The 26,086-nt window shown below is 68.3% G+C and carries 25 protein-coding genes; 13 read left to right on the top strand and 12 right to left on the bottom strand.

Annotated features, from left to right (window positions below; translation table 11 throughout):
- Positions 1-83: 83 nt before the first annotated feature.
- Positions 84-2,036 (bottom strand): acetate--CoA ligase, encoded by a 1,953-nt coding sequence (gene acs, locus V5G24_RS02310; protein ID WP_394079158.1) that lies wholly within the window; start codon positions 2,034-2,036, stop codon positions 84-86.
- Positions 2,037-2,308: 272 nt separating this feature from the next.
- Between acs and V5G24_RS02305 the strand changes: the two genes are divergently transcribed.
- Positions 2,309-2,686, top strand: a complete 378-nt coding sequence (locus V5G24_RS02305) for a DUF423 domain-containing protein (RefSeq protein WP_394079156.1) — start codon at positions 2,309-2,311, stop codon at positions 2,684-2,686.
- A 3-nt stretch (positions 2,687-2,689) separates the two neighbouring features.
- Here the strand turns inward: V5G24_RS02305 and V5G24_RS02300 are convergent, their stop codons facing one another.
- The 3 genes from V5G24_RS02300 to V5G24_RS02290 form a co-directional block, all read right to left on the bottom strand.
- The gene (locus V5G24_RS02300; RefSeq protein ID WP_394079154.1) at positions 2,690-3,160 is read right to left on the bottom strand and encodes a pyridoxamine 5'-phosphate oxidase family protein; all 471 of its coding nucleotides are present in this window, start codon (positions 3,158-3,160) and stop codon (positions 2,690-2,692) included.
- Positions 3,161-3,215: 55 nt separating this feature from the next.
- On the bottom strand, positions 3,216-3,911 hold the full coding sequence (locus tag V5G24_RS02295) for a class I SAM-dependent methyltransferase (RefSeq protein ID WP_394079152.1): 696 nt from the start codon (positions 3,909-3,911) through the stop codon (positions 3,216-3,218).
- A 71-nt stretch (positions 3,912-3,982) separates the two neighbouring features.
- The gene (locus V5G24_RS02290) at positions 3,983-4,396 is read right to left on the bottom strand and encodes an EVE domain-containing protein (RefSeq protein ID WP_394079150.1); all 414 of its coding nucleotides are present in this window, start codon (positions 4,394-4,396) and stop codon (positions 3,983-3,985) included.
- Between the two features lie 177 nt (positions 4,397-4,573).
- Between V5G24_RS02290 and V5G24_RS02285 the strand changes: the two genes are divergently transcribed.
- Entirely contained in the window at positions 4,574-4,873 is a 300-nt protein-coding gene (locus V5G24_RS02285) for an antibiotic biosynthesis monooxygenase family protein (RefSeq protein WP_394079148.1), read from the top strand.
- A gap of 194 nt (positions 4,874-5,067) precedes the next feature.
- On the opposite strand, the gene V5G24_RS02280 is transcribed toward V5G24_RS02285, so the two are convergent.
- Both V5G24_RS02280 and tsaD read right to left on the bottom strand, forming a co-directional pair.
- Positions 5,068-6,069 carry an NAD(P)H-dependent glycerol-3-phosphate dehydrogenase gene (locus V5G24_RS02280; RefSeq protein WP_394079146.1) on the bottom strand — a complete coding sequence of 334 codons (1,002 nt, stop codon included), beginning with the start codon at positions 6,067-6,069 and terminating at the stop codon, positions 5,068-5,070.
- 18 nt (positions 6,070-6,087) lie between these two features.
- Positions 6,088-7,149, bottom strand: coding sequence for a tRNA (adenosine(37)-N6)-threonylcarbamoyltransferase complex transferase subunit TsaD (gene tsaD / locus V5G24_RS02275; protein WP_394079144.1), 1,062 nt, complete (start codon positions 7,147-7,149; stop codon positions 6,088-6,090).
- Positions 7,150-7,273: 124 nt separating this feature from the next.
- Here tsaD and hemC point away from each other — a divergent pair, with 124 nt between their 5' ends.
- The 8 genes from hemC to V5G24_RS02235 all read left to right on the top strand — a co-directional run bounded on the left by hemC (position 7,274) and on the right by V5G24_RS02235 (position 16,683).
- On the top strand, positions 7,274-8,239 hold the full coding sequence (gene hemC / locus V5G24_RS02270; protein WP_394079142.1) for a hydroxymethylbilane synthase: 966 nt from the start codon (positions 7,274-7,276) through the stop codon (positions 8,237-8,239).
- A 383-nt stretch (positions 8,240-8,622) separates the two neighbouring features.
- Positions 8,623-9,342, top strand: coding sequence for a uroporphyrinogen-III synthase (locus V5G24_RS02265; RefSeq protein ID WP_394079140.1), 720 nt, complete (start codon positions 8,623-8,625; stop codon positions 9,340-9,342).
- A 78-nt stretch (positions 9,343-9,420) separates the two neighbouring features.
- Positions 9,421-10,803, top strand: coding sequence for a COG4223 family protein (locus tag V5G24_RS02260; RefSeq protein WP_394079138.1), 1,383 nt, complete (start codon positions 9,421-9,423; stop codon positions 10,801-10,803).
- Positions 10,800-12,428: a heme biosynthesis protein HemY gene (locus V5G24_RS02255; protein ID WP_394079136.1), complete on the top strand. Its 1,629-nt coding sequence runs from the start codon at positions 10,800-10,802 to the stop codon at positions 12,426-12,428. Before V5G24_RS02260 ends, V5G24_RS02255 begins: the two co-directional genes overlap by 4 nt.
- Before the next feature lie 10 nt (positions 12,429-12,438).
- A complete protein-coding gene (locus tag V5G24_RS02250) occupies positions 12,439-13,251 on the top strand; it encodes a cobalamin-binding protein (protein ID WP_394079134.1) in 813 nt (270 codons plus the stop codon).
- A gap of 378 nt (positions 13,252-13,629) precedes the next feature.
- Positions 13,630-15,435, top strand: coding sequence for a translation elongation factor 4 (gene lepA / locus V5G24_RS02245; RefSeq protein ID WP_394079132.1), 1,806 nt, complete (start codon positions 13,630-13,632; stop codon positions 15,433-15,435).
- An 88-nt stretch (positions 15,436-15,523) separates the two neighbouring features.
- Positions 15,524-15,709 (top strand): YegP family protein, encoded by a 186-nt coding sequence (locus V5G24_RS02240; RefSeq protein WP_394079130.1) that lies wholly within the window; start codon positions 15,524-15,526, stop codon positions 15,707-15,709.
- 278 nt (positions 15,710-15,987) lie between these two features.
- Complete coding sequence (locus tag V5G24_RS02235) at positions 15,988-16,683, top strand: VIT1/CCC1 transporter family protein (RefSeq protein WP_394079128.1); 696 nt, start codon at positions 15,988-15,990, stop codon at positions 16,681-16,683.
- Positions 16,684-16,789: 106 nt separating this feature from the next.
- Here the strand turns inward: V5G24_RS02235 and cytX are convergent, their stop codons facing one another.
- The 3 genes from cytX to V5G24_RS02220 all read right to left on the bottom strand — a co-directional run bounded on the left by cytX (position 16,790) and on the right by V5G24_RS02220 (position 19,834).
- Positions 16,790-18,070, bottom strand: a complete 1,281-nt coding sequence (cytX, locus tag V5G24_RS02230; RefSeq protein ID WP_394079126.1) for a putative hydroxymethylpyrimidine transporter CytX — start codon at positions 18,068-18,070, stop codon at positions 16,790-16,792.
- Positions 18,071-18,263: 193 nt separating this feature from the next.
- Complete coding sequence (locus V5G24_RS02225) at positions 18,264-19,145, bottom strand: methyltransferase domain-containing protein (RefSeq protein ID WP_509292280.1); 882 nt, start codon at positions 19,143-19,145, stop codon at positions 18,264-18,266.
- A gap of 155 nt (positions 19,146-19,300) precedes the next feature.
- Positions 19,301-19,834, bottom strand: coding sequence for a hypothetical protein (locus tag V5G24_RS02220; protein WP_394079122.1), 534 nt, complete (start codon positions 19,832-19,834; stop codon positions 19,301-19,303).
- A gap of 323 nt (positions 19,835-20,157) precedes the next feature.
- Between V5G24_RS02220 and groES the strand changes: the two genes are divergently transcribed.
- Complete coding sequence (groES, locus tag V5G24_RS02215; RefSeq protein WP_394079120.1) at positions 20,158-20,445, top strand: co-chaperone GroES; 288 nt, start codon at positions 20,158-20,160, stop codon at positions 20,443-20,445.
- Positions 20,446-20,493: 48 nt separating this feature from the next.
- Positions 20,494-22,149: a chaperonin GroEL gene (gene groL, locus V5G24_RS02210; RefSeq protein WP_394079118.1), complete on the top strand. Its 1,656-nt coding sequence runs from the start codon at positions 20,494-20,496 to the stop codon at positions 22,147-22,149.
- A 356-nt stretch (positions 22,150-22,505) separates the two neighbouring features.
- Here groL and V5G24_RS02205 read toward each other — a convergent pair whose 3' ends face one another.
- Positions 22,506-23,117, bottom strand: a complete 612-nt coding sequence (locus V5G24_RS02205; protein WP_394079116.1) for an NAD(P)-dependent oxidoreductase — start codon at positions 23,115-23,117, stop codon at positions 22,506-22,508.
- A 259-nt stretch (positions 23,118-23,376) separates the two neighbouring features.
- Here V5G24_RS02205 and V5G24_RS02200 point away from each other — a divergent pair, with 259 nt between their 5' ends.
- Positions 23,377-23,784 carry a winged helix-turn-helix transcriptional regulator gene (locus tag V5G24_RS02200; RefSeq protein WP_394079114.1) on the top strand — a complete coding sequence of 136 codons (408 nt, stop codon included), beginning with the start codon at positions 23,377-23,379 and terminating at the stop codon, positions 23,782-23,784.
- A 9-nt stretch (positions 23,785-23,793) separates the two neighbouring features.
- Here the strand turns inward: V5G24_RS02200 and V5G24_RS02195 are convergent, their stop codons facing one another.
- On the bottom strand, positions 23,794-24,900 hold the full coding sequence (locus tag V5G24_RS02195) for a hypothetical protein (protein ID WP_394079112.1): 1,107 nt from the start codon (positions 24,898-24,900) through the stop codon (positions 23,794-23,796).
- Positions 24,900-26,045 carry a hypothetical protein gene (locus V5G24_RS02190; protein ID WP_394079110.1) on the bottom strand — a complete coding sequence of 382 codons (1,146 nt, stop codon included), beginning with the start codon at positions 26,043-26,045 and terminating at the stop codon, positions 24,900-24,902. Before V5G24_RS02190 ends, V5G24_RS02195 begins: the two co-directional genes overlap by 1 nt.
- Between the last annotated feature and the right edge of the window lie 41 nt (positions 26,046-26,086).

Below are 26,086 nucleotides of genomic sequence, written 5' to 3'. Positions count from 1 at the left end.
CACCCCGTCCCGTCAAATCGCCGGCACAAACGAAAATGCCCGGGCCAAGCCCGGGCATTTCGCAAATCGCAGGTGAGGAAGGATCAGGCCGCCGTGCGCTTGTTCTGGCGGTTGTGCACCAGATCGTCCACCACACCGGGATCGGCGAGGGTCGAGGTGTCGCCCAGGCTCTCGAACTGGTCCTCGGCGATCTTGCGCAGGATGCGGCGCATGATCTTGCCCGAGCGGGTCTTCGGCAGGCCGGGCGCGAACTGGATCAGATCCGGCGAGGCGATCGGGCCGATTTCGCGGCGCACCCAATTCACCAATTCCTTGCGCAATTCCTCGCTCGGCACTTCGCCGTCCATCAAGGTGACATAGGCATAGATGCCCTGGCCCTTGATATCGTGCGGGAAGCCCACCACCGCCGCCTCGGACACCTTGGGATGGGCGACGAGGGCGCTTTCCACTTCCGCCGTGCCCATGCGGTGGCCGGAGACGTTGATGACGTCGTCCACGCGGCCGGTGATCCAATAATAGCCGTCGGCATCGCGGCGGCAGCCGTCGCCGGTGAAATATTTGCCGGGATAGGTGGAGAAATAGGTCTGCTCGAAGCGCTCGTGATCGCCATAGACCGTGCGCATCTGCCCCGGCCAGCTATCGGCGATCACGAGATTGCCCTCGCAGGCGCCCTCCAGCACATGGCCTTCCGCATCCACCACCTGGGGCTGGACGCCGAAGAACGGATTGGTGGCCGAACCCGGCTTCAGCGCGGTGGCGCCGGGCAGCGGGGTGATGAGGATGCCGCCGGTCTCGGTCTGCCACCAGGTGTCGACGATCGGGCAGCGGCCCTCGCCCACCACGCGGTGATACCATTCCCAGGCTTCCGGATTGATCGGCTCTCCCACCGAGCCCAGCAGGCGCAAGGAGGCGCGCGACGTCTTCTTCACCGGCTCCTCGCCGCTCTGCATCAAGGCGCGGATGGCGGTGGGGGCGGTGTAGAAGATGTTCACCTTGTGCTTGTCGATCACCTCCCAGAAGCGGGAGTTGCTGGGATAATTGGGCACGCCCTCGAACATCAAGGTGGTCGCGCCGTTCGCCAGCGGGCCGTAGACGATATAGGAATGGCCGGTCACCCAGCCCACATCGGCGGTGCACCAATAGACGTCGCCCTCGTGATAATCGAAGACATATTGGTGCGTCATGGAGGCATAGACGAGATAGCCGCCGGTGGTGTGCAGCACGCCCTTGGGCTTGCCGGTGGAGCCCGAAGTATAGAGGATGAACAGCGGGTCTTCCGCGTTCACATGCTCCACCGGGCATTCGTCGGTCACCATGTCGGCGGCCTCGTGATACCAGACGTCGCGGCCCGGCTCCATGTCCACCTTGCCGCCGGTGCGCTTGACCACGATCACATGGTCCACGCCGCCTTCGACGCGGGCGATGGCCGCGTCCACATTGGCCTTCAGCGGCACCTTGCGGCCGCCGCGCAGGCCCTCGTCGGCGGTGATGACGCAGCGCGATTCACAGTCCGAGATGCGGCCCGCGAGGCTGTCGGGGGAGAAGCCGCCGAACACCACCGAATGGATCGCGCCGAGCCGCGCGCACGCCAGCATGGCATAGGCGGCCTCGGGGATCATGGGCATGTAGATGGTGACGCGGTCGCCCTTGGTCACGTCGCGATTGCGCAGGACGTTGGCGAAGCGGTTCACCTGCTCGGAGAGTTCGCGATAGGTGATGTTGCGGGATTCGGACGGGTCGTCGCCCTCCCAGATGATGGCGACCTGATCGCCGCGCTCGGCCAGATGCCGGTCCACGCAATTATAGGCGACATTGGTGATGCCGTCCTCGAACCATTTGATCGAGACCTCGCCGGGCACGAACGAGGTGTTCTTCACCGTGGTGAAGGGCTCGAACCAATGGATGCGCTTGCCGTGCTCGGCCCAGAAGGCGTCGGGATCGGAAACGGAGGCCTTGTACATGGCCGCATATTCGGCGGCATCCACGAAGGCGCGGCCCTGCCATTCGGCCGGAACCTGATAAATAGTGTCGGACATGGTGCTGACCTCCCCTTCGTGCGTTGGCATCTTGCGCGCCACATCAGAGCCGCGCTGCGCCGGATTTGTAATTGCTTGACGCGATTATGGTGAGCGGCTTGGCCCTTCACAAGGCGGGGGCGAGGCAGACTTTGGACCAAGAATACTTTGGTTCTAGATAACGATATCACCACGGACATCAGGCGTAAGGACATGTCCCTGCGGCGCAGTGCGCAGTGCGGCGGGGGCAGCGGCTCGCTATAACCCAGCCATATGATAGTCGGATGGCATTGATGACACTGTGGCTTCGCTCCCTGCTCTGTGTCGCCGGCCTTTATGGCGCCGCCGGCGTCGGGGCCTCCGCGGTGGCGGCGCATCTGGCGGGCGGCGCGTCGCTCGCCACCGCCGCCCAGTTCCTGCTGCTCGGCGCCGTCACGCTCGCGGGCGCGGCGGCACTCTGCGTGAACCTGGAGCGCGGACGCACGGCCATTCTCGTTGGCGCCTCGGCCATCGGCCTCGGCACATTGCTGTTTTCCGGCGATCTGGCGCTCAGGACCTTGATGGAGGTCAAATTGCTGTGGGGCACCGCGCCCACCGGCGGCATGCTGATGATCGCCGGCTGGCTGGTGTTCGCCATCGGCGGGGCACGGGCCTCCTGGCCGAAGCGCTGAGGCTCAGAGCCTCAGCTTGGCATTTTCCCCAAGATCGGCGCGTTTTTCCTTGATGATGGCGGCGGCCATCTTCACCCCGGTCATGAGGGTGGAATCGCCCTGCCAATATTCCGCCTGTTCCGGCCGCACGCGCAGCAGCACGGCGTTGGGATCCTCTGGCCCGCCGGGGAAATAGGCTTCCATGGCATTGGACCAGATCTGCTTCAGCTTGGCCGGGTCGCGCACGATTTCGGCCGGCCCGGAGACCGACAGGTAAAAATGATCGCCCGGATCGGCGAAAGCGACGCAGACCTGCGGGTCGGCGCGGATCTCCTCGTCCTTCGAGGCGCGGGAATCGGTGACGAACCAGATGGCATGGTCCTCTTCCCGCGCCACCGGCGCCATGGGCCGGGCGCGCAGGCGGGACCCGTCGCGGTCGATCAGCATGCAGGAATGGCGGTCGGCCATTTCTTCCCAAATGTCGTGGCTGTCCATGGTGCGTCTCCTTTCGGCCTTCGAAGGCAACGGAAGAAGATGCGCCGGGTTCCCCTCAGCGCGGCCGCCACACGCAGGTGCGCTTGATCTCCATATCCTCCAGGTCGCGCGTCACCGGCACGGAATATTCCGCCAGTTGCTCCAGCTCCGCCTTGGGCAGATAGGAGCGGCCGGGATCGCCGATCAGCACCAGCGCGCCGCGCCGGGAGAGCGTCACCAGCCAGGCGAACACGCGTTCCGCAAGGTCGCGCTCGTAGCAGATGTCGCCGGCGAGCACCGTGTCCCACCCTTCGTCCGTGCCGACCAGATCGGTGCCGCGCACCTCCACCACGACGCCATTGGCCTGCGCATTCAGCGCGATGGCGGCGAGCGCATAGGCATCAATGTCGGCGCAGGACACGTGCGCCGCGCCCGCCCTTGTGGCGGCAAGGCCGACCAGGCCGGAGCCGGAGGCGAAATCCAGCACCCGCCGGCCCGCCACCAGATCGGGATGGTCCAGCACATGGCGCGCCAGCGCCTGCCCGCCCGCCCAGGCGAAGGCCCAGAACGGCGGCGGCAGGCCCATGGCGCCCAGCTCTTCCTCGGTGCGCTGCCAGAGCGGCACCGCCTCGTCGGCCACATGGAGGGAAAGTTCGGGCACCAGGGGCACGGGGCGCAAGCGCGTCTCGGCCCGCACGAAGCGGACGGGATCGTGGGCGGCGGGATCGGTGGCGGTCGGATGGGGGACAGGTGGGGAAAGGGGATCGGTCACACCCGAGACCTTGGCCGCAGGCGCGCCCCGCCACAAGCAAAACCCGTCCCGCTCGATGCCGGTGTCGCGCCTCAGCCCTGCGCGAGCGCCAGCACCATGTCCCATTCCGCGTCCGTCACCGGCTGCACGGACAGGCGCGAGAATTTGATCAGCGCCATTTCGGCAAAGCGCGGGTCGCCCTTGAGGGCGGCGAGCGACACCGGGGTCTTCAGCGGCTTCACCGCCTTCAGGTCCACCATCACGAACTTGCCGCTGGGGTCGGAGGGGTCGGGATAGGCCTCGCGGATCACCTCGACGATGCCGACGATCTCCTTGCCCTCGTTGGAATGATAGAAGAATCCCTGGTCGCCCAGCTTCATGGCGAGCAGGTTCAGCTTGGCCGAATGGTTGCGCACGCCATCCCAATGGGTGCCCTTGGCGCCGGCCTTCACCTGCATCTCCCACGACCATTTGAACGGCTCGGATTTGTAGAGCCAGTGGGCCATCGCGAAACTCCAGACGCCTGAATGCGCAAGCGTCTGCTCTAGCGAGCGGGCGGGGCGATTGGCAAGCCGGCCGAAGGCCGCGCCCGCGCCGCGTGTGGCCGAAGGCATTTTTTCCACGCCGGACAGTTGTGCGCGTCTTGCCGCCTGATACCGTCGCCTCCCTTTTGGGAGGAAAATATGGTTTACGAATCCGTTCTCATCGCCGTGACGCCCGGCCAGGAAGCCGATTTCGAAGCCGGCGTGACCAAGGCCGTGCCGCTGTTCCAGAACGCCCGCGGCTGCCGCGCCATGCGGCTCGACCGCTCGGTCGAGACGCCGACCCATTATACCCTGGTGGCGGAATGGGACAGCGTGGACGACCATATGGTCCATTTCCGCGAATCGCCCGCCTTCAAGGAATGGCGCGCGCTGGTGAGCCCCTATTTCGCGGCCGCCCCGCAGATGGAACATCGCCACACGGTGGTGAAGGGCTTCTGATCCCAGCGGCCTCCGGCGGAGCGGGCGCACCTGAAAGCAGGTGCACGCCCGTTTCCCCGTCTTTCACTTCGTCATGGCCGGGCGTGTCCCGGCCCTCCACGGCGCGCCGATCGCGCGGGCGTTGAACGGCGGGGCCGCGTGGATGCGCGGGACCAGCCCACGCATGAGGATTGTCCCCTGAAGCCGATTCCAGCCTATCCCCGACCGGTCTCCGAGCGTTGCGGGCGCGCCATCAGCGCATCGATCGCCCCGGCGATGGTGAGCCGGCCCGCCAGCACCGCATCGACCGCCGCGCAGATGGGCATGTCCACGCCTTGCGCGCGCGCCATCTCCACCAGCACGCTGGCGGTATAGGCGCCTTCCGCCAGCTTGCCTTCGCCCGCCCGCCCCTCGCCCAGCGCCAGGCCGAGGGCGAAATTGCGCGATTGCGGGCCGGAGGCGGTGAGAATGAGGTCGCCGAGGCCCGCGAGCCCGGTCAGCGTCTCCGCCTGCGCGCCGAACGCACGGCCGAAGCGCAGCAATTCGGCGAACCCCCGCGCGGTGAGCGCCGCGCCCGCGCTCGCGCCGAGCCGCCGCCCGGCGACGATGCCGGCGGCGATGGCGAGCACATTCTTGGCCGCCCCGCCGATCTCCACGCCCCGAACATCGGTGGAATGATAAAGGCGGAAGGTGGGACCGCCCAGCGCATCCGCCAGCGTCTGCGCCAACCCCACATCGGCGGCGGCCAGCGTCACGGCGGTGGGCAGGCCGGCGGCCACGTCATGGGCGAAGCTCGGGCCGGAGAGCACCGCCGCGCGGCCATGCGGCAAGGTGGTGGTGATCACCTCGCTCATGAAGGCGCCGGTGCCGCGCTCGATGCCCTTGGCGCAGGAGACGAGCGGCGTTCCCGGCGCGATGGACGGGCCGAGCTCCGCCAGCACCGCCCGCAACGCCTGCGCCGGCACCACCAGAAGCAGCGCATCGCAGGCGGCAAGATCCACGCGCCGCGCGGTCACGCGCACGCCCGGCTCCAGGGGAATACCTGGCAGGCCGCGCACATTCTCGCGCCGCGCCTCCATGTCCGCCGCCTGTTCTTCATTGCGCGCGTAGAGCGTCACGCTCCGCCCGGCGCGCGCCGCCACATTGGCGAGCGCCGTGCCCCAGGCCCCCGCGCCGACCACGCCGATGCGGGAAAAATCCAATGCGGCCTGCGCCATGTCTCTCCGGCCTTTCTCTCAGGCCTTGGCGCCGGTGGACGCAGGATCGAGCGGCCAGCGGGCGCGCGGGCTGATGCTCAGGGGATCGGTGAGCCCGCGCGAGAGCCGCTCCGCCCCCGCCCAGGCGATCATGGCGCCGTTGTCGGTGCACAATTCCGGCGGCGGCACCGCCATGCGCGTGCCGAGATCCACCGCCGTGCGCTGGAGGGCCTCGCGGATCGCGGCATTGGCGCCCACCCCGCCCGCGACCACCAAGGCGGTCGGCCCGCAGCCGACGAGATCGCGGAAGGCCCGCGCGCCGGCGCGCACCCGATCGGCGATTAGATCCACCACCGCCGCCTGGAACGAGGCGCACAGGTCGTACACGTCCTGGTCCGACAGCGGCGCGAGCCGATCCGCCTCCAGCCGCACGGCGGTCTTCAGGCCCGACAGGGAGAAGTCCGGCTCGCGCCGCCCCAGCATGGGACGGGGAAAGGCGAAGCGATGGGCATCGCCGAGCAGCGCCATCTGCTCCACCTGCGGCCCGCCGGGATAGGGCAGGCTCAGCATCTTCGCCACCTTGTCGAAGGCCTCGCCCACGGCATCGTCCAGCGTGGTGCCGAGCCGGCGATAGCGGCCGATATCCTCCACCGCCAGCAATTGGGTGTGCCCGCCGGACACCAGCAGCAGCAGATAGGGAAAGGCGACACCGTCGGTCAGGCGCGCGGTGAGCGCATGCGCCTCCAGATGGTTCACCGCCACCAGCGGACGGCGGATGGACAAAGCGATGGCCTTGGCGGTTGTGAGCCCGACGATCACCCCGCCGATCAGTCCCGGACCTGCGGCGGCGGCCACGGCGGCGAGGTTCGCATAATTCAGCCCGGCGGTGCGCATGGCCTCGGCGATGACGACGTCGAGCACTTCCACATGGGCGCGTGCGGCGATCTCCGGCACCACGCCGCCATAGGGGGAATGCTCCTCCACCTGGGTGCGGATCACGTTCGCGAGCACATGCCCGGCCCCGGAAGGCGAGCGCGCCACCACCGCCGCCGAGGTTTCGTCGCATGTGGTCTCGATGCCGAGCACCAGCAGATCCGCCACTTTATCCTCCAGACCGGCCCCTGCGCCGGGGGCCCTGCGGCCTGCGCCGCCACGCCGCTCTATGCCATTGCGATTCCGGCTATCATTGTACGCGCCAATGACACAAGAGACGAACCCCTCCCCCATGTCCTCCTCCGAGTTGTCTTCCAACGTGCCTTCCTCCCCCGCTCCTGCGCCCCGCCTCGCCATCGGCACCCGGGGCAGCGCGCTGGCGCTGTGGCAGGCCCATGCCGTGCGCGACGCCTTGGCCGCGGCCCTGGCCCGCCCGGCGGAGAGCATCGCCATCGAGATCATCCGCACCTCTGGAGATGCGATCCAGGATCGCGCGCTCTCCGAAGCCGGCGGCAAGGGGCTGTTCACCAAGGAGATCGAGGAAGCGCTGCTGGACGGGCGCATCGATCTCGCCGTCCATTCGGCCAAGGATGTGGCGACCTTTCTGCCCGACGGCTTGCATTTAGCTGGCTATCTTCCCCGCGCCGACGTGCGCGACGCGTTGATTCTGCGCGAGGGGGCGAGCCTCTCCGACCTCAAGCCCGGCGCCGTCATCGGCACCGCCTCGCTGCGGCGCGAGGCGCAATTGCGGCGCAAGCGGCCCGACCTCCAGGTGCAATTGCTGCGCGGCAATGTGCAGACGCGCCTCTCCAAGGTGCGGTCCGGCACGTTCGACGGCACCTTGCTGGCGCTCGCCGGCCTCACCCGGCTCGGGCTCGCCCATGAGGCGAGCGTGATTCTCGGCACCGATGATTTCCTGCCCGCCGTGGGCCAGGGCGCGGTCGCCATCGAGTGCCGGATCGCGGACGAGGCCACCAACGCCGCCATCGCCGCTATCACATGCCGCGCCACCGGCATCGCGCTCGCCGCCGAGCGCGCCTTCCTCGCCGCGCTGGACGGCTCCTGCCGCACGCCCATCGCGGCGCTCGCGACCCTGGACGGAGCGCGAGTGCGCCTGCGCGGCCTGGTGCTCTCCCCGGACGGAAGCGACGCCGCCGAGGCCGACGCCAGCGCCCCCATCGCCGACGCCGCGCGGCTGGGCGCCGATCTGGGCGCGGGCTTGCGCACCAGCGCGCCGGCGCGGGCGCTCGGGCTGTAGCTTTATGCCGGGGCACGCCGGGGGATTCGCCGCGCGGCTTCGGCGGGCGCGTGGCGCTTTTGTCAGGACGCGGCGCCATCCCCTGCCGCTTGCGCCAGTTATTTAGACGCGGGTCCTTTGCGCGCGGGTCCTTTGCGCGTGATGGCCAAATTTGCGCGTGATGGCCATGGCCGGAGCCATCGTGCAAGGCACACGCGCCGCCCCGCGCAGAGAATGACCGCGACGGGAAGCGATATCCCGCATGGACCCTTTACCCTTGCTCCCGCTATCGTTCACCTGAAACCCGCTCTCGCCCGATTTCCCGCCCCCGATTCCTCACCCCCAGATTTCTCAGCCCCAGACTCCCCAGCCCCAGACTCCTCAGCCCCAGAATCCTCGCCACCATGCCCCTTGCCGCCCGATCCCAGCGCATCCTGCTGACCCGCCCGGAACCCGGCGCGGCACGCACGCGGGCGCGGCTGGAGGCGCTCGGACACAGTGTGGTGAGCGACCCCATGCTGCGCTTCAAGGAAACCGGCGCGCCGCTGCCACGCGGCCCGTTCTCCGCCCTCGCCTTCACCAGTGCGCACGGGGTGCGCGCGCTCGCCGCGCGGCCGCAGGCGAGCGCGCTGCGAAGCCTGCCGGTGTTCACCGTGGGCGGGCGCACCGGCGCGCAGGCGCGCTTGGCGGGCTTTGCCCATGTGATCGAGGCGGACGGGAACATCGAGGCGCTCGCCGCCCTCCTTTCGGCCCGCCTCGCGCCCGGCGCCCGCATTCTCCATGCCGCCGGCGCCGATCGCGCGGGCGACCTTGCCGCCATGCTCGGCCGGCGCCAGATCGCGGTCGCCCTGTGCGTGCTCTATGCCATGGCGCCGGCGCAAAAGCTTGCGGATGCAACGCGCGACGCGCTGATCGAGGGCCGGATCGACACCGCTTTGCATTATTCGACACGCAGCGCGCAAACCCTGCTTCATTGCGTCGCTGCGGACGGCGTTAAGGAACTCTTACGGGCTTTAAGGCACTTGTGCTTGTCGTCGGCCATCGCCGCGCCGCTGGCCGCCGCCGGCTGCACGGTCGAGATCGCCGAGACGGCCGAAGAGGACGCGCTGCTGACTTTGCTGTAAGGCAGAGGCAAGCTGCCGGCCGATCGCGGTCGAACCTTTGTCACCGGCCCGCCGGGAACCAAAAATACGAGGAGGCCCATGGCGCACGACGATCCGACCCGCGAGGATCCGGCCCGTCCGAAGGCGGACCCGGCCACCCCCTCTCCCTCGACCGGCGCAGCCGAAGCTGGCGCCGCGCCGAAGACGGCGGACAGCCCGGACCCTGCTGCCGCCGCGCACGAGACCCCGCTCGCCCCACAGGTCGACGCGCCCGTGACGTCTCCGGCAAGCAGGCCCGCGGCGAGCGGATCAGCCCCAGTCGAATCCGCCATCGAGGCCGCGCCCCGTGCCGCGCCCGACGGCGCCATGGACGATCCCCTGCCCCCCGCACCGCCCGAGCCCGGCGAAGACGCGCGCACGGATACCCCGAACGCGGATACTCCAGACGCGGAAGCATCGAAGGCCGCCGACGCGGCCGCCTTCGACACCGCCCAGCCCATGCTCATCCCCCCGCCCGCCCCGGCATCGCGCGGCGCCTCGCCCTGGCTTGCGCTGCTGCTCGGCATGGTCGGTGGCGGCGTGGTCGCGGCCCTGGTGGTCTATGGCCTGTCCTCGCGCCTCGGCACGCTCAGCGTGAGCGACGATATTCAACCCCTGGCTGCCCGCATCGCGACACTGGAGGCGCGCGGCGCCGCCGATCCGCGCGCGGTCGCGGCGCTGACCCAGCGGGTCGACAAGATCGAGGCCGCCGCAGCCCAGCAGCCGACGCCGGAGCAGGCGCGCGCCGCGTTCGCCCAGGCCCAGGGTGATATCGCCACCTTGCGCCAGGGGCAGCAGAACCTTCAGGGCGCGGTCAAGGACGCGGCGAGCGCCGCCGCCGGCGCCAGCCAGCAGGTGACCGCCCTCGGCACGCGCCTCGACCAGTCCGCAGCCACATCCGCCGCCGCAAGCCGCGCCGCCGCCGCCATCGCGGTGCTGGCGGTGCTAAACGATGCCATCGTTTCCGGCCGCCCGTTCGCGGCCGAGCTGGATGCCGCCCGCGCCGTGCTCGGCGCCACGGCGGGCACGCTCGATCCTTTCGCGGCGGTCGCGGACGTCGGCTTTTCTCCGCCCGCCAAGCTCGCGAGCCGGTTGCAGCAGGCCGCGGCCGAGGCGGGATCGGGATCCGCCCCCGCCGAAGCAACCTCCACGGCCGGAAGCGTGGTGAATCGCCTTCTGTCCAGCGCCGAAAGCCTGGTCAAGGTGCGCCCCGCCGACACCGCGCCCACGCCTGAAGTCCAGGCGACGCTCGACCAGGCGCTCGCCGCTTTGCGCGCCGGCGATTTCGACGCCGCGCTCGCACGGCTCGATGCACTGCCGCAGGGAACGAAGGCCAAGCTCACGTCCCTGATCGCCGAGATCCAGCAGCGCCGGAACGCAGCCAATGCGGTCGATGCGCTTTATCTCCAGGCCCTCGCCGCCATTTCCGGGAAAGTGCCGTGATCCGTCTCGTCATCCTCCTCGTTCTGCTCGCCGCCGTCGCGTTCGGTGCTTCCTGGCTCGCCGACCGGCCGGGCGAGATCCTCATGGTCTGGCAAGGCTGGCGGCTGGAGACCAGCGTGCCCGTGGCGCTCGCCGCCCTCGCGCTGTTCAGCGGCGTTCTGCTGATCGTGTGGCGGCTGCTCTCGCTGCTGCTGTCCTCGCCTCGCCTATTCGCCCGCTTCTCGCGCCGCCGGCGCCGGGAAAAGGGCTGGGCCGCCGTGTCGCGCGGCCTGCTTGCCATCGGCGCGGGCAATGGCGCGGAAGCGAAGAAAGCCAGCCAGGACGCCGCCCGCCTGCTGCCGCACGAGCCGCTGACCCATCTGCTGGCGGCCCAGACCGCCCAGTTCGAAGGCGATCCGGAACTCGCACGGGCAAGCTTCCGCCTGATGCTGGAATCCCCCGACACGCGCCTGCTCGCCTTGCGCGGCCTGCATATGGAAGCGCGCCGCGCCGGCGATCTCTCCGCCGCGCGCCTGCTGGCGGAACAGGCGGCCGAACAGGCCCCGGCGCTCGCCTGGGCGGCGGATGCCGTGATTGAGGCGCGCTGCGCCGAGGGCGATTATCCCGGCGCCCGCGCGGTGCTGGAAAAGCAGATGGCGGCGAAGGGCATTGACAAGGTGCAGCACCGCCGCCGCCGCGCGATCCTGCTCGCCGCCGAGGCCATGGCGGTGGAAATCTCCGATCCGCCGGTGGCGAAGGAACGCGCGCTCGAAGCGGTGCGCCTCGCCCCGACCTTGGTGCCCGCCGCCGCCGTCGCCGGGCGCCTGCTCGGCTCGGCCGGCGAATTGAAGAAGGCGCTCAAGATCGTCGAGGCCGCTTATGCCACGACGCCGCACCCCGAACTGGCGGAAGTTGCCGCCCATCTGCGGCCGGGCGATGCCGCCCTCGATCGGCTGAAGCGCATCCGCCTGCTCGCCGCCAAGGCGCCGGCCCATCCGGAGAGCGCCATCGCGCTCGCCCATGCCTGCATCGACGCGCTGGAATTCGGCGAGGCGCGGGCCGTGCTCCAGCCGCTGGCGGCCGAGCCGACCCAGCGCATCTGCCTGCTGATGGCGGAGCTGGAAGCCAGCGAGCACGGCGATATCGGCAAGGCGCGCGAATGGGCCGCCCGCGCAGTGCGCGCGCCGCGCGATCCCGCCTGGATCGCCGACGGCGTGGTCTCCGAGCAATGGGCGCCGCTGTCGCCGGTCACTGGCAAGCTCGACGCCTATGTGTGGGCCGTGCCGCCGGGCGTGACCGCGACCCCGATCCTGGAGCATGAGGCCGAGCGCGTGCGCGCCGCCATCGCCGCCATTCCCCCGAAACCCGTGGCCGCGCCGACCGGCGACCTGCCGCCCGCCGAGGGCAATGGCGGCGCGCCCGCCCCCTCGGCGAACGGCGCCCACGTGCCATCAAACGGTATCCCGCCGGCCGCGCACGCCAAGGGCGAAATGACGAAGGGCGAGATGACAAAAGGTGAGGTGACGAAGGTGGAGACGCCCAAGGCGCCGCCCCTTGCCGCCCTGCCGCCGCTGCCGGACGATCCCGGCCCGGAGCTGGACGACGAGGAAGCCCTCGCTCCGCGCTCCCGCCCCACCGGCGTGTGACCGGGCGGGGATGGGACGCGATCCTTTTCCCCGCCGCATCGTCTGCCTCACGGAGGAGACGGTGGAGACGCTCTATCTGCTGGGGGAGGATCACCGCATCGCCGGCGTCTCCGGCTATGCGGTGCGCCCGCCCCGCGTGCGCAAGGAAAAGCCCCGCGTTTCCGCCTTCGTCTCGGCGGACCTGCCGAAGATCCTGGCGCTTCAACCAGATCTGGTGCTGGCCTTTTCCGATCTCCAGGCCGACATCGTCGCCGATCTCGCCCGCGCGGGGCTGGAGGTGCATGTCTTCAACCAGCGCACCATCGACGGCATCTTCGCCATGGTCGCGACCCTCGCCGCCCTGGTCGGCGCGGTGGAAAAAGGGGCCGCGCTGATCGCTTCGCTCGACGCGCGGCTGGAGGCGGCGCGGAGCCGCGCCGCCGCCCGGCGGCACAAGCCCAGGATCTATTTCGAGGAATGGGACGAGCCGATGATTTGCGGCATCGGCTGGGTGTCGCAATTGGTGGAGATCGCCGGCGGCATCGACATTTTCGCCGATCGCGCCGCGGGCCGCGCCGCGCGCGAGCGCTTCGTCAGCGCGGAAGAGGTGATCGCGCGGGCGCCCGACATGGTGATCGGCTCCTGGTGCGGCAAGAAGTTCAATCCCGCCCGCTTCGCCGCCCGGCCCGGCTTCGACGCGCTCCCCGCCGTGCGCGCGGGGCGGCTGCACGAGATCAAATCGACGCTCATCCTGCAACCTGGCCCGGCGGCGTTGACCGATGGGCTGGATGCCTTGCTGGCGCTGTTCGATGGTTTTGAAAGCGAGCGGGGCCGCGGGGCCTGAGGGGGAGCGTTTTGCGCGCCGCCCCCTCACCCCAGCCCTCTCCCCGTGGGGGAGAGGGGGTGACGCGGCGGCGAATGGGCGCCTCACCTGCCCCCAAAAGCCAAAAGGCCCCCTCTCCCCGTGGGGGAGAGGGAGTGACGCGGCGGCGGGTGGGCGCCTCACCTGCCCCCAAAAGCCAAAAGGCCCCCTCTCCCCGCCGGGGAGAGGGTTGGGGTGAGGGGAGACCGCGAGCGAACCTGCTCCGAACGCGCAGGCGCCTCAGGGGAAGCCGCCCTGGCGCCCCGAACCCACCGCGCCGGCCGGTCGCGATCCCCGGCGAGGAGGGACAAAAGCCGCGCGCGCCTTGTGGCTGCCGAATGCCGGTGCTATGCGGCGCGGATGACCGCAACGCCGCAGACCCATATCCGCAATTTTTCCATCGTCGCGCACATCGACCATGGCAAGTCCACGCTCGCCGACCGGCTGATCCAGCTCACCGGTGGCTTGAGCGAACGCGAGATGACCGAGCAGGTGCTCGACAATATGGATATCGAGCGCGAGCGCGGCATCACCATCAAGGCGCAGACCGTGCGCCTCTCCTACAAGGCCAAGGATGGGGAAACCTATATCCTCAACCTCATCGACACCCCGGGCCACGTCGACTTCGCCTATGAGGTGAACCGCTCGCTCGCCGCCGTGGAAGGCTCGCTCCTGGTGGTGGACGCCTCCCAGGGAGTCGAGGCGCAGACGCTCGCCAATGTCTATCAGGCGATCGACAACAATCACGACATCGTCCCGGTGCTCAACAAGATCGATTTGCCCGCCGCCGAACCGGAAAAGGTCAAGGCGCAGATCGAGGATGTGATCGGCATCGACGCCTCCGGCGCCATCGGCATCTCGGCCAAGACCGGGCTGAATATCGACCAGGTGCTGGAAGCCATCGTCACCCGCCTGCCGCCGCCGATGGGCGACCGCGAGGCGCCGCTGAAGGCGCTGCTGGTGGATTCTTGGTACGACACCTATCTCGGCGTGGTGGTGCTGGTGCGGGTGGTCGACGGCGTGGTGAAGAAGGGCCAGCGCATCAAGATGATGCGCACCGGCGCCGCCTATGACATGGACCGGGTCGGCGTGTTCACCCCCAAGATGGTGGCCATGGAGAGCCTCGGCCCCGGCGAGATCGGCTTTCTCACCGGCTCCATCAAGGAAGTGGCGGAAACCCGCGTCGGCGATACCATCACGGATGAAAAGCGCCCCTGCGCCGAACCGCTGCCGGGCTTCAAGCCGGCCCAGCCGGTGGTGTTCTGCGGCCTGTTCCCGGTGGATGCGGCGGATTTCGAGGATCTGCGCGCCGCCATGGGCAAGCTGCGCCTGAACGATGCCAGCTTCTCCTTCGAGATGGAGACCTCGGCCGCGCTCGGCTTCGGCTTCCGCTGCGGGTTCTTGGGCCTGCTGCACCTGGAGATCATCCAGGAGCGGCTGGAGCGCGAGTTCAACCTCGACCTGATCGCGACCGCCCCCTCCGTCATCTATGAGATGGAGATGAGCGACGGCACCACCATCGAGCTGCACAATCCGGCCGACATGCCGGACGTGGTGAAGATCAAGGAAATCCGCGAGCCCTGGATCCGCGCCACCATCCTCACCCCGGACGATTATCTCGGCAGCGTGCTCAAGCTCTGCCAGGACCGGCGCGGCAACCAGATCGAGCTGACCTATGTGGGCGCCCGCGCCATGGTTACCTACGACTTGCCGCTGAACGAAGTGGTGTTCGATTTCTACGACCGGCTGAAGTCGATCTCGAAGGGCTATGCCTCGTTCGACTACACCATCACGGATTATCGCGAGGGCGACCTCGTGAAGATGTCGATCCTGGTGAATGCCGAGCCGGTGGACGCGCTCTCCATGCTGGTTCACCGCACCCGTGCCGACCATCGCGGCCGCGCCATGTGCGAGAAGCTGAAGGATCTGATTCCCCAGCATCTGTTCAACATTCCGATCCAGGCTGCCATTGGCGCCAAGGTGATCGCCCGCGAGACCATCAAGGCCCTGCGTAAGGACGTGACCGCCAAATGCTACGGCGGCGACATCTCCCGTAAGCGCAAGCTGTTGGACAAGCAGAAGGAAGGCAAGAAGAAGATGCGCCAGTTCGGGCGCGTCGAGATTCCCCAGGAAGCCTTCATCGCCGCGCTCAAGATGGACGACTGAGGTCGCCGCCTGCGTGCGGCTTTGCTTGCGGTGATGAAATGAGGCACCGTTCCTGTGCCGGGAGCAACCCGGGCGACAGGAGGATGCCATGGCGACGTTCGAAGTCTACAAGGACAAGGCTGGCGAATTCCGTTTCCGCTACAAGGCCTCAAACGGCGAGGTGATGTTCGGGTCCGAGGGCTATAAGGCGAAAGCCTCCGCGCTTGCCGCCATCGAATCCCTCAAGAAGAACGTGCCGGGCGCCAAGGTGGACGACACGACCACCGCATCCTGAACGGCGCGAGACCACCCCTACCCCCCGCCATGAACGGCAAAATGCCTCCGGAAACAATACGTTGGCCCGGACGCACGCGTGTCATGCGGGGATGGTAGGTGCGGTGGGTCACTGGGGGAACGGCTGTCTGGGACGTCTGGGAGGGCTTGCCCACGCCTGCGGGCGCGGGAACGCTTTCCGTGCGCCCCGGCGTCCGACCGCCGGGAAAGACACGCGCCCCAGCCTGGAGCGTCCGCCGCCCGCCCGGCGCCGGCGCTCCTTTATGTTCGAGGTTTTCCATGGCCGGTCCGCACACCGAAGGTCATCTCATCGAGCGGATCGGGTGGCTGCGCGCCGCCGTGCTCGGCGCCAATGACGGCATCGTCTCCACCGCCAGCCTGATCGTCGGCGTCGCTTCCGCCTCCGCCACCCATTCCGACATCCTGGTGGCCGGCGTCGCGGGCCTGGTCGCGGGCGCCATGTCCATGGCGGCGGGCGAATATGTCTCGGTCAGCTCCCAGTCGGACACGGAAAAGGCCGATCTCGCGCGCGAAACCGCGGAGCTCAAGGCCGATCCCATCGCCGAGCGGCACGAGCTCGCCTCGATCTATATCCATCGCGGGCTGGAGCCGGCGCTGGCCCATCAGGTGGCCGCGCAATTGATGGCCCGCGACCCGCTGGAAGCCCATGCGCGCGACGAACTGGGCATTTCCGAATTCACCACCGCCCGGCCGATCCAGGCCGCGCTCACCTCCGCCGCCTCGTTCGCGGTGGGCGCCATCCTGCCGCTGCTGATGGCGGTAGTGACGCCCGCGACGCTTCAGGTGCCGGTGGTGGCGGGCGCCTCGCTGGTGTTCCTCGCCGTGCTCGGCGCCATCGCGGCCAAGGCCGGCGGGGCGGAAGTGGTGCGCGCCACCGCGCGCGTCACCTTCTGGGGCGCCATCGCCATGGCCGCCACCGCCGGCATCGGCGCCCTCTTCGGCACCGTGGTCTGAGGCGGCGCGACAATCAGGGTATCGACGCCGTTGCGGGAGCCGCCGTCATGGCCGGGCTTGTCCCGGCCAACCACGCCAAGCGGCGGGCGCATCGGCCCGCCGGCGGTCACGGCATCACGCGCCGCGCCAGCACGAACAAGAGGCCCGCCGTCACCAGCGCGGGCAAGGTCGCGCCGAGGTCGGGGAGATAAGCCGTCACCGCATGGAAGGTGGCGATGCCGATGCCCCAGGACAGGATGCCGGCGATGTTCCACCCGCCGGAAAACCAATAGGCGCCACGCACGCGGGTGATCTCGTCGACCGCGATGCGGCGCTTGCGCACGATGAAATGGTCCGCCAGCACCACGCCGAACAGCGGCGCGAACACCGAGCCGATCAGCAGCAGGAAGCCTTCATACTGGGCCAGCGGCACCAGCAAGGCGATCAGCGTGCACAGGGCGCCGAAGCCGAGCGCGAGATGCGGCACCGCGACCGGCACCAAGGTGCCGGTGGAGACGGCCGCCGAATGGATATCCGCGAAGGCGTTGTCGGTTTCGTCCAGCAGGATCAGCAGCAGCGCGAAGCCGCCGCCGGCGGTGGCGAGCGCCACCACGATGGTGCCCTCCCCGCCCGAGGCCAGGGCATAGGCCGCGCCGAGCCCGTAGAACCAGATGTTGGCCACCAGATAGCCGAGCGCGCTGCCCCGGAAGATGCTGCTGGAGGATTTGCCGAAGCGGGTATAATCGGAAATCAGCGGCAGCCAGGACAGCGGCATGGCCACCACCAGGTCGATGGCGCCGCCGAAGCTCATCTCGCCGGTGCCAGGCTTGGCGAACAGCGCGGCGAGATCATAATTGGCCATGAGCCGCCAGGTGAGCCACACCGCCGCGCCGAGCAGCAAATAGAGCCCCCAGGCGCGCAAAAACCGCCGCACGAACGATACCGGCCCCATCACCGCGATCGCGGTCGCGAGCACGCCGAACAGCAAGGTCCACACGCCCGGCAGCGAGAAGCCGAACGCCTGTTTGGACAAGGCTTCCGCCGCCTCGCCCATGATGATGATCTCGAACGCGCCCCAGCCCACCAATTGCACCATATTGATGAGCGTCGGCAGGATCGCGCCGCGCAGGCCGAGCGTGGGCCGCAGGCTCGCCATGGCCGACAATCCCGAATCGGCGCCGATCACGCCCACTCCCGCGAGCAGGACCACGCCGAGCACGGTGCCGGCGATGATCGCGAGGAACGCCGTGCCGAGGCTGAGCGCGGGAACCAGCAGCGCGCCCGCCTGGAGCACCAGCAGGCCGATGCCGAGGCTGAACCAGAGGGCGAAGGCATCCGAGCCGGAAAACACCCGTCGACGGGCGGGCACGGGTGTCAGGGGATCATAGGTGGTGGCGGCGGATTCCATCGTTTCACTCAACAGCGCTGGCGCGGCCGGAGCGTTGTGGGCCCGGCGCGCAGGATTGGGCCGCGGCGCCTGAGGCTGTGCGGAGTCCGGATCCATCTAAAGCGCGTTGCCCATCGAGGGAAGCGGGCATCCGACGTATTGCAAGATTTCGCCGCGCATTTCGCGGCCCAAGGGCACCGGGATCAGAAGAGCTCTAATCCAGATCAAGGTGAACCGGCAGCATCTCCAATTGTTCGCGCACTTCCCGCGCGGTCGCCAGCATCAGCCGCATGCGCCTCTTCTGCATGCGCGCGACGTCGGTCTCGCGCTCCCGGCTCTGTTCGAGAATGACGAAAAATTCGTGCTCCACGGTGGGAAAGGTGTGCTTGATGCGGAAATCCACCGCGCCCAGGGCGTGCAGTTCCTCGATGATCAGCACGAAGCTGCTGGGGGTGAAGCACCAGGCATGGCAATCCACATAGGCTTCATTCTCCGGGTCGCTCTGCTCTCGGAACACGCCGTAGGATTGCCAGATCGGGCATCCCGAGAAACTCGGCGTGCCCAGCGGGCCGGGACTCCAGGCCACGCGCCCGTCGCTGCTGACGACGGAGGTCTCATATTCGAACCGGGTGGCGCGGCTGTGCTTGGTGAGGCCCAGCCGATTGGCTTCCAGCCAGCCCGCCGTGGTGCTGAGCGGACGGAAGAAATCGAAGCACCAGCGCTTGTCCGGCACCGCGAGCGCGATCACCGCGCCCGGCTTCAGCAGCACCGAGAGCGAGCGCAGGAACGCGACCGGATCCGGAATATGTTCGAGCACATGGCTGGCGATGCAGGCATCGAACGCGCCGTGATAGACCTTGGGGATGGCGTCCACCATCGGCCCGGCGCGCCAGACGAAGTCCACGCGCTCGATGCGGGAGACATCGACATCCACGTGGTCGCGGTATTTTTCCCGCAAGTCCTGTTCGCTGGCGTGATCGATGGAATAGACGTTCCATCCATCCTCCCGGCTGCACACCGGGCGAAACAACGGCCCGATCTCGAGCACGCGCATGCTCTTGTCGATGCCGTGAAGCAGCTTTTGCGAACGATCCATCCGGTCCTCAAGGCGTCGCGCGCGCTCCCGTTGCGCACACGCCCGTCGCGCGCGCAACGCGGCAGTTCAAACCTCGCGCGACGGTCAAACGCCGCACGATCGTCAAACGTCGCACGACCGGCGGCGGACAAGCGCCGCCGGCTGGACGTGCCGGCTCAGCTGCACCGCACGTAGACCATGGTGCCGTAGCGCTTGGAGACTTCCGGATCGACCCATTTGAGCACCAGCACCTGGCCGTCCCAGCGCAGCACCTGGCGGTCGCGCTGGCCGCCGGCGGGGTCCTCGGGCGGTCCGATGAAGGTGGGGCCGCCGGCCGCCTTGGACACCAGTTCGGTGAGCTTGTTGTCGTCGGCGAGATACATCATCACACCCCCATTGGGGCCGGCGGTGATGACATAGGGATTGCTGCATTGCGCGCGCGCCTGGGTCTCGGTGCGGGCGGCGTCCTCGGGGCGATGGTACGCGGCGAGGCCGTAGCGGCCGACCAGGCTGGCGGCGGGAATCGGGCTGGTATATTGCGGCGCCGCCGGCGGGGGCGGCTCGCTCGGCGTGGTGGCGCAGGCGCCGAGGCCAAGGCCGCCGATGACGGCCGCGACCATGCCGAGGCGATAGAAGAAAATGGCGGAACGGCGGACAGGGCCGGTGTCGCAGGAATCCCCGGCGACGGACCGAACTGCGGACTGAGACATTCACACACTCCGAGGCGAGAGCTTACTTGAATACGGCAACCCGCATGCGGCACCGCGCCCGTCGGGGAAACAGGGCGAGGCGCAACCATAAAGCCTGTTCGGCGCGGCGTCGATGCTTGGCCCTGCACACAAATTCACGTTGTCGCCGCCCCGACACGCTGCGGATGTCACTTTATGCGGCGATCTCTTACACATTGGTAAGTCCGCCTGCCTTGACGCGCGGGCGGCGGCTCCTTATCTCCGGCCGGGATTGGCACTCCCGTCGCGTGAGTGCCAAAGACCGCGGGCCTCCGGCCCGCTCCAATACCAAAAGGATCATGCCCATGTCCTTCCGCCCTTTGCATGACCGCGTGGTCGTGAAGCGCATCGAAGCCGAGCAGAAGACCGCCGGCGGAATCATCATCCCCGACACCGCCAAGGAAAAGCCCCAGGAGGGCGAAGTCGTGGCCGTGGGCCCCGGCGCCCGTGACGACAGCGGCAAGGTGGTCGCGCTCGACGTGAAGGCGGGCGACCGCGTCCTGTTCGGCAAATGGTCCGGCACCGAAGTGAAGGTGGACGGCCAGGACCTGCTCATCATGAAGGAAAGCGACATCCTCGGCGTCATCGCCTGAAGGCTCTCCCTTTCGCTTCCCTCGCAATAGATATTCAGGAGACGGCACATGGCTGCCAAGGACGTAAAATTTTCCGGCGATGCCCGCGAGAAGATGCTGCGCGGCGTTGATATCCTCGCCAATGCGGTGAAGGTGACGCTCGGCCCCAAGGGCCGCAACGTCGTGATCGAGAAGAGCTTCGGCGCCCCCCGCATCACCAAGGACGGCGTGACCGTCGCCAAGGAAATCGAGCTGGAAGACAAGTTCGAGAACCTCGGCGCCCAGCTGGTGCGCGAAGTCGCCTCCAAGACCAATGATCTGGCTGGCGACGGCACCACAACCGCCACCGTGCTCGCCCAGGCGATCGTGAAGGAAGGCGCCAAGTCGGTCGCCGCCGGCATGAACCCGATGGATCTCAAGCGCGGCATCGATCTCGCCGTCGCCGCCGCCATTTCCGACATCAAGGGCCGCGCCAAGAAGGTGTCGTCCTCCGCCGAAGTCGCGCAGGTCGGCACGATTTCCGCCAATGGCGATTCGTCCATCGGCGAGATGATCGCTGGCGCCATGCAGCGCGTGGGCAATGAAGGCGTCATCACCGTCGAGGAAGCCAAGACCGCCGAGACCGAGCTCGAAGTGGTCGAAGGCATGCAGTTCGACCGCGGCTATCTCTCTCCCTATTTCGTCACCAATGCGGAGAAGATGATCGCCGACCTGGAAGATCCCTACATCCTGATCTTCGAGAAGAAGCTTTCCGGCCTTCAGCCGATCCTGCCCGTGCTCGAAGCCGTCGTTCAGTCCGGCAAGCCGCTGGTGATCGTGGCCGAGGACGTGGAAGGCGAGGCGCTCGCCACCCTGGTGGTGAACAAGCTGCGCGGCGGCCTGAAGGTCGCGGCCGTGAAGGCTCCCGGCTTCGGCGATCGCCGCAAGGCCATGCTGGAGGATATCGCGATCCTCACCGGCGGCCAGGTGATCTCGGAAGATCTCGGCATCAAGCTTGAGAACGTGACGCTGGCCCAGCTCGGCCGCGCCAAGAAGGTCATCCTGGAAAAGGAAAAGACCACGATCGTGGACGGCGTCGGCGAGAAGGCCGACATCGAAGCGCGCGTGAACCAGATCAAGGCGCAGATCGAGGAAACCTCCTCGGACTACGACCGTGAGAAGCTCCAGGAGCGTCTGGCCAAGCTCGCCGGCGGCGTCGCCGTCATCCGCGTCGGCGGTTCGACCGAAGTGGAAGTGAAGGAAAAGAAGGATCGCGTCGACGACGCCCTGAACGCCACCCGCGCTGCGGTGGAAGAAGGCATCGTCCCCGGCGGCGGCATCGCTCTCCTGCGCGCCAAGAAGGCCGTCGAGGCGCTGACCTCCGACAATTCCGACATCGCCGCCGGCATCAAGATCGTGCTGCGCGCGCTTGAAGCCCCGATCCGCCAGATCGCCGAGAATTCCGGCGTGGAAGGCTCGATCGTGGTCGGCAAGGTGCTGGAATCCAACGACGCGAACTTCGGCTTCAACGCCCAGACCGAAGAATATGTGGACATGATCCAGGCCGGCATCGTCGATCCGGCCAAGGTCGTGCGCACCGCGCTCCAGGATGCGGCCTCCATCGCCGCCCTGATCGTCACCACCGAAGCCCTCATCGCCGAGCTGCCCAAGAAGGACAGCGGCATGCCCCAGATGCCGGGCGGCGGCATGGGTGGCATGGGCGGCATGGGCGGCATGGACTTCTGAAGAAGTCCATCCGACCAAGACGTTGAAGTGGGAAGCCGGCAGCGCCGGCTTCCGGGCGGCATGGACTTCTGAAGACGTCCAGCCGACCAATGATTTTAAGGGGAAAGGGCGTGGCGCGAGCCGCGCCCTTTTTCTTTGGGCGGACCCGGTGTTCCCCTCCCTCGCCCACCCCCTCCCTAACCCTCCCCCGCAAGCGGGAGAGGGGATCTGGTCGTTTTTGGAAAAGAGTGTCGTCGCGCTGGAATGGCACGCTCCCTCTCCCGCTTGCGGGGGAGGGCTGGGGAGGGGGAACAGCCGAAGGGGGAACAGCCGAAGGCGGAACGCCGGGACGGCAACAGCGAAATGCCGCGCGCGGCTCAATATCCCACGGTGAAGCGCGCCCGCACATGGCGCGGATGCTCGATTTCGTCCACGAGGGCGACCGCATAATCCTCATAGCTGATGAAGCTGCGGCCGGAAGGCGACACCAGCAGCGCGTCCGTTCCCAAACGGAATGTGCCGGTACGTTCCCCCGGCACGAACTCGGCCGACGGCGACAGGAACGTCCATTCGAGCGTGTCTTCCCCCTTCAGCCGTGCCAGGAATGCGCCGCCGGCCTTTGCTTCAGTGAGATAGACGGCCGGAAATTCCGGGATATCGTAAAGCGAAACACCCGGCGCGACCTCCAGGCTGCCGGCGCCGCCCACCACCAGATAGCGCCGCACCTGCGCGGCCTTCACCGCGGCGATCAGCGCCTCCGCATCCACATCGGTGAAATGGATCGAGCTGACCACCGCATCATGCCCGCTGAGCAGGGGCGCCAGGATCTCGCCCCGACGCGCATCGCCCGCCACGGCGGTTGCGCCCGGCGCGGCGGGAATGCGGGAGGGATCGCGCGCGATGGCCGTGACCTGATGGCCGCGCGCGGCCAGCTCATGAAGGATCCGCGAACCCACCGCGCCCGAGGCGCCCACCAGAGCGATTTTCATCGTCACGTCTCCATTGCCTAGCCGAACCAGGTATCCAATGGAAACTAAATGCTATAAATGGATGTAACGCGAAAGAAGGCACTTTGAAGTCATCAGGTTACCCCGATGAAACCTGGGACCGATCGACATTCCTGGCTTGGCGCGATTGCAGAAGAGCATCGTCATGCACGGGCTCGTCCCGTGCATCGCGCGAAGCCGCTGGCGCTGGCTTTTCAAGGCCGGTGCGGGCGGCACCACGTGGATGGCCGGGACACGCCCGATGACACCTAAGCGAGGCCCCATGCTGCACGACCATGCCGAGGGAAATCCGTATCAGGCCGATTGCCCCACCCGGCGCATTCTCGACCGCATCGCCGACAAATGGACGGTGCTCATCCTCAGCATCGTGGCCGGGCAGCCGACCCGCTTCAACGCCTTGCGCCGGCAGGTGGACGGACTCTCGCAGAAGGTGCTGTCGCAGACCCTGAAGAGCCTGGAGCGCGACGGCCTCGTTACCCGCCACGCCTTCGCCACCGTGCCGGTGACGGTGGAATATGCCATTACCCCGCTCGGTGCCTCGCTGGCGGAAACACTTGCGCCGCTCGCCCGCTGGGCCAGCGCCCACATGGACGAGATCGCCGACGCCCAGGCCGCTTTCGATCAGCGGTGCGCGGACACGGCGGCCTGAGCGGGCGCCTCACCGGCCTTGCCGCGCCCGAAAGCCGGCAAACCCGCCATCGGCGTCGTACAGGTAATCGAAGCCGTTGAGCATATGGAACGAGGTGTTCACGAACGGCTTCGGGTTTGCCGCATCGCCGGCAAGGATCGCCCCGTCCGGCACGAGGGGATTTGCCGGCGCGCCCACGGAGAAGGCGTAGGAAATCCCTGGCGCGCCCGACACCGTGACGTCGACCGATGTTCCTGCAGCCAGCACCGGACTCTTGCCCGCCGCGGAGACCCCCTCGCGCTGGAGCGTCGGCAGGCGCAGATACATTTTACCGGCCCCGGTATCCATCAGCAGGGTCCCGCAGGCGGGCGGCAGTCGCCCAGCGATCGAGATGCAAGCCGGCACCGCCGCCCAGTCCGGATAAAGGGGGTCCTTTTCCAGTTTCACAAAGCTGAACCCGGCGGCATTGGCCGCGTCCAGCCCCACGAGAACCCCGTCCCGCCGCACCACATAGCCGCGCCGCACGGCCCCAAGCCGGCCCGGCTCGCCCATTCCGGGCAAGGCGAGGAAAGGGTTGTGATCCGGCGTCCCGAAGCTCTGGTGATCGTGCTCGCGCGCGAAGCCGACGCCGATCACGGCCACGTCGCGCGGGTGGCGGCGCGGCCGGCAGAAGCGGGCCTTCGGCAGGCACCCAAGGTCGCTCACCGCGAGAACCGGCAGCGGCCGCGTGGTGATCTTGGCGCCGCCCGCCCCGGAAAGAGTCACCGGGCTCATCACCCATGTGCCGCGCGCGATCCGGCCCGATCCGGAATAGACCAGTTCGCCCGCCCCCAATTGCGGCAGGGCGCTGACATTGGGAATGAGGCGCGCCGAAACGACGACGCTGGTCGACCCGGTGTCGAGCAGCGCGGCCCGCGTCTCGCCACCGAACGACACACCAAGCCTCGGGCGCCGGGTGATCGGCTGGCCCGGCGGCGGCGCATTCAGATAGGGCAAGAAAACCGCGCCGCCGAAGCCGGCATAATCCGGCGTTTCCGCACGGGCATGGAAGGACTGTGCCAGAAATAGAGCCAAAAATAGAGCGAGGAACAGTGCCGGTGCGGCGCGCGTGGCACGTGGCTTTGCGCGCAGCGCCATCACCGGGCTTGCCGCGCCCGGTAGCCCACATAGCCGCCGTCGGCGTCGTACAGATAGTCGAAGCCGTTGAGAAAGCGCAGGCTGGTGTTGACGAAGGTGCGCTCGCCGCGCGGCACCAGCACCACGCTCAGCGGTGCGAGCGGGTTCGCCGCATCGCCCACCGCGAAGCTATAGGCCGCCCCCGCGGCGTCCGCGCCCAGCTTCACGGAGAGCGTGGCGCCCGCCGGCAGGCCGGGCTTTCTTCGCGCATCGCGCGTCACCTGCCCTTGCAGCTGGGCGGGGGGAAGCGAGACATACATGGTGGAAACGCCGGTATCCACCAGCGCCGTGCCGCACGCATCGGGCATGCGCCCGTTCAGCGACAGGCAGGCGGGCGCCGCAGCCCAATCAGGGAATTCGGTGCTGCGGACAAGCTTGGTGAAGGCGAAGCCGGCCGCATTCTCCCCGGTCAGCCCCACCTGCACGCCGCGTTTCGTCACCACATAGCCGCGCCGCACCGCGCCGGGCTTTTCGCCATCCCCCATGCCCTCCACGGCGAGAAACGGATTGCGGTCGGGCGTGCTCTGCGCCTGATGATCGCCCTGGCGGGCGAAGCCGATGCCCAGCATGGCGATGCCGCGCGGATCTTGCCGCGGACGGCAATTGCGCGCGCTCTTCAGGCACTCCACCCGCGTCACCGCCAGCACGGCGAGGGGACGCGTCGTCACCTGCGCGCCCTGCGTCCCGGAAATCTGTACCGGCGTCACGACCCAGGTGCCCTTCATGATGCGGCCCGAGCTGGTATAGGTCAGCTGCCCCGGCCCGAGGCTGGGCAGGCGCGCGAGATTGGGAATGGCGCGCGCCGCCACCACGATGCCGGTGGAGCCGGTATCCATCACCGCCCGCACCGTCCGCCCGCCGAACGAGAGGCCGAGGGACGGCGGGCGCGTCATCGCGGCGCCGGAGAGCGGCGCGTCCAGATAGGGCAGGAAGGTGGCCGTGGTATAGGCCGCAAGGTCCGGCGCCTCGGCGGCGCGGGCCCCGGTTGGTGCGGTAAGGCCCGCAAGCAGGGCCAGCACGGCGAAGCGGCGCGTCCCGAAACGGCTCGCCCCGAAGCGACCTATGCCGCGCAGGCGCGGGGACAAAACGGAAGACCGGCACCCCATCGGCGAAGCTCCTCGGCACCTTTCAGGCCAGCGACTGCGGC

Source organism: Roseixanthobacter finlandensis (assembly GCF_043195105.2).
Classification (GTDB): Bacteria; Pseudomonadota; Alphaproteobacteria; order Rhizobiales; family Xanthobacteraceae; genus NCEH01.
Note: the sequence above shows the minus strand (reverse complement) of the source record. Positions and strands in the feature narration are given on the sequence as shown.

What these genes read in the sequence shown, in the direction of transcription:
- lepA (WP_394079132.1), top strand. Translation starts at nt 13,630, where the DNA reads ATGACCGCAACGCCGCAGACCCATATCCGCAATTTTTCCATCGTCGCG.
- V5G24_RS02305 (WP_394079156.1), top strand. Translation starts at nt 2,309, where the DNA reads ATGACACTGTGGCTTCGCTCCCTGCTCTGTGTCGCCGGCCTTTATGGC.
- V5G24_RS02265 (WP_394079140.1), top strand. Translation starts at nt 8,623, where the DNA reads ATGCCCCTTGCCGCCCGATCCCAGCGCATCCTGCTGACCCGCCCGGAA.
- V5G24_RS02290 (WP_394079150.1), bottom strand. Translation starts at nt 4,396, where the DNA reads ATGGCCCACTGGCTCTACAAATCCGAGCCGTTCAAATGGTCGTGGGAG.
- hemC (WP_394079142.1), top strand. Translation starts at nt 7,274, where the DNA reads ATGTCCTCCTCCGAGTTGTCTTCCAACGTGCCTTCCTCCCCCGCTCCT.
- groES (WP_394079120.1), top strand. Translation starts at nt 20,158, where the DNA reads ATGTCCTTCCGCCCTTTGCATGACCGCGTGGTCGTGAAGCGCATCGAA.
- acs (WP_394079158.1), bottom strand. Translation starts at nt 2,036, where the DNA reads ATGTCCGACACTATTTATCAGGTTCCGGCCGAATGGCAGGGCCGCGCC.
- V5G24_RS02280 (WP_394079146.1), bottom strand. Translation starts at nt 6,069, where the DNA reads ATGGCGCAGGCCGCATTGGATTTTTCCCGCATCGGCGTGGTCGGCGCG.
- V5G24_RS02285 (WP_394079148.1), top strand. Translation starts at nt 4,574, where the DNA reads ATGGTTTACGAATCCGTTCTCATCGCCGTGACGCCCGGCCAGGAAGCC.
- V5G24_RS02240 (WP_394079130.1), top strand. Translation starts at nt 15,524, where the DNA reads ATGGCGACGTTCGAAGTCTACAAGGACAAGGCTGGCGAATTCCGTTTC.
- cytX (WP_394079126.1), bottom strand. Translation starts at nt 18,070, where the DNA reads ATGGAATCCGCCGCCACCACCTATGATCCCCTGACACCCGTGCCCGCC.
- V5G24_RS02220 (WP_394079122.1), bottom strand. Translation starts at nt 19,834, where the DNA reads ATGTCTCAGTCCGCAGTTCGGTCCGTCGCCGGGGATTCCTGCGACACC.
- V5G24_RS02260 (WP_394079138.1), top strand. Translation starts at nt 9,421, where the DNA reads ATGGCGCACGACGATCCGACCCGCGAGGATCCGGCCCGTCCGAAGGCG.
- V5G24_RS02195 (WP_394079112.1), bottom strand. Translation starts at nt 24,900, where the DNA reads ATGGCGCTGCGCGCAAAGCCACGTGCCACGCGCGCCGCACCGGCACTG.
- V5G24_RS02235 (WP_394079128.1), top strand. Translation starts at nt 15,988, where the DNA reads ATGGCCGGTCCGCACACCGAAGGTCATCTCATCGAGCGGATCGGGTGG.
- V5G24_RS02190 (WP_394079110.1), bottom strand. Translation starts at nt 26,045, where the DNA reads ATGGGGTGCCGGTCTTCCGTTTTGTCCCCGCGCCTGCGCGGCATAGGT.
- V5G24_RS02205 (WP_394079116.1), bottom strand. Translation starts at nt 23,117, where the DNA reads ATGAAAATCGCTCTGGTGGGCGCCTCGGGCGCGGTGGGTTCGCGGATC.
- V5G24_RS02300 (WP_394079154.1), bottom strand. Translation starts at nt 3,160, where the DNA reads ATGGACAGCCACGACATTTGGGAAGAAATGGCCGACCGCCATTCCTGC.
- groL (WP_394079118.1), top strand. Translation starts at nt 20,494, where the DNA reads ATGGCTGCCAAGGACGTAAAATTTTCCGGCGATGCCCGCGAGAAGATG.
- V5G24_RS02225 (WP_509292280.1), bottom strand. Translation starts at nt 19,145, where the DNA reads ATGGATCGTTCGCAAAAGCTGCTTCACGGCATCGACAAGAGCATGCGC.
- V5G24_RS02200 (WP_394079114.1), top strand. Translation starts at nt 23,377, where the DNA reads ATGACACCTAAGCGAGGCCCCATGCTGCACGACCATGCCGAGGGAAAT.
- V5G24_RS02250 (WP_394079134.1), top strand. Translation starts at nt 12,439, where the DNA reads ATGGGACGCGATCCTTTTCCCCGCCGCATCGTCTGCCTCACGGAGGAG.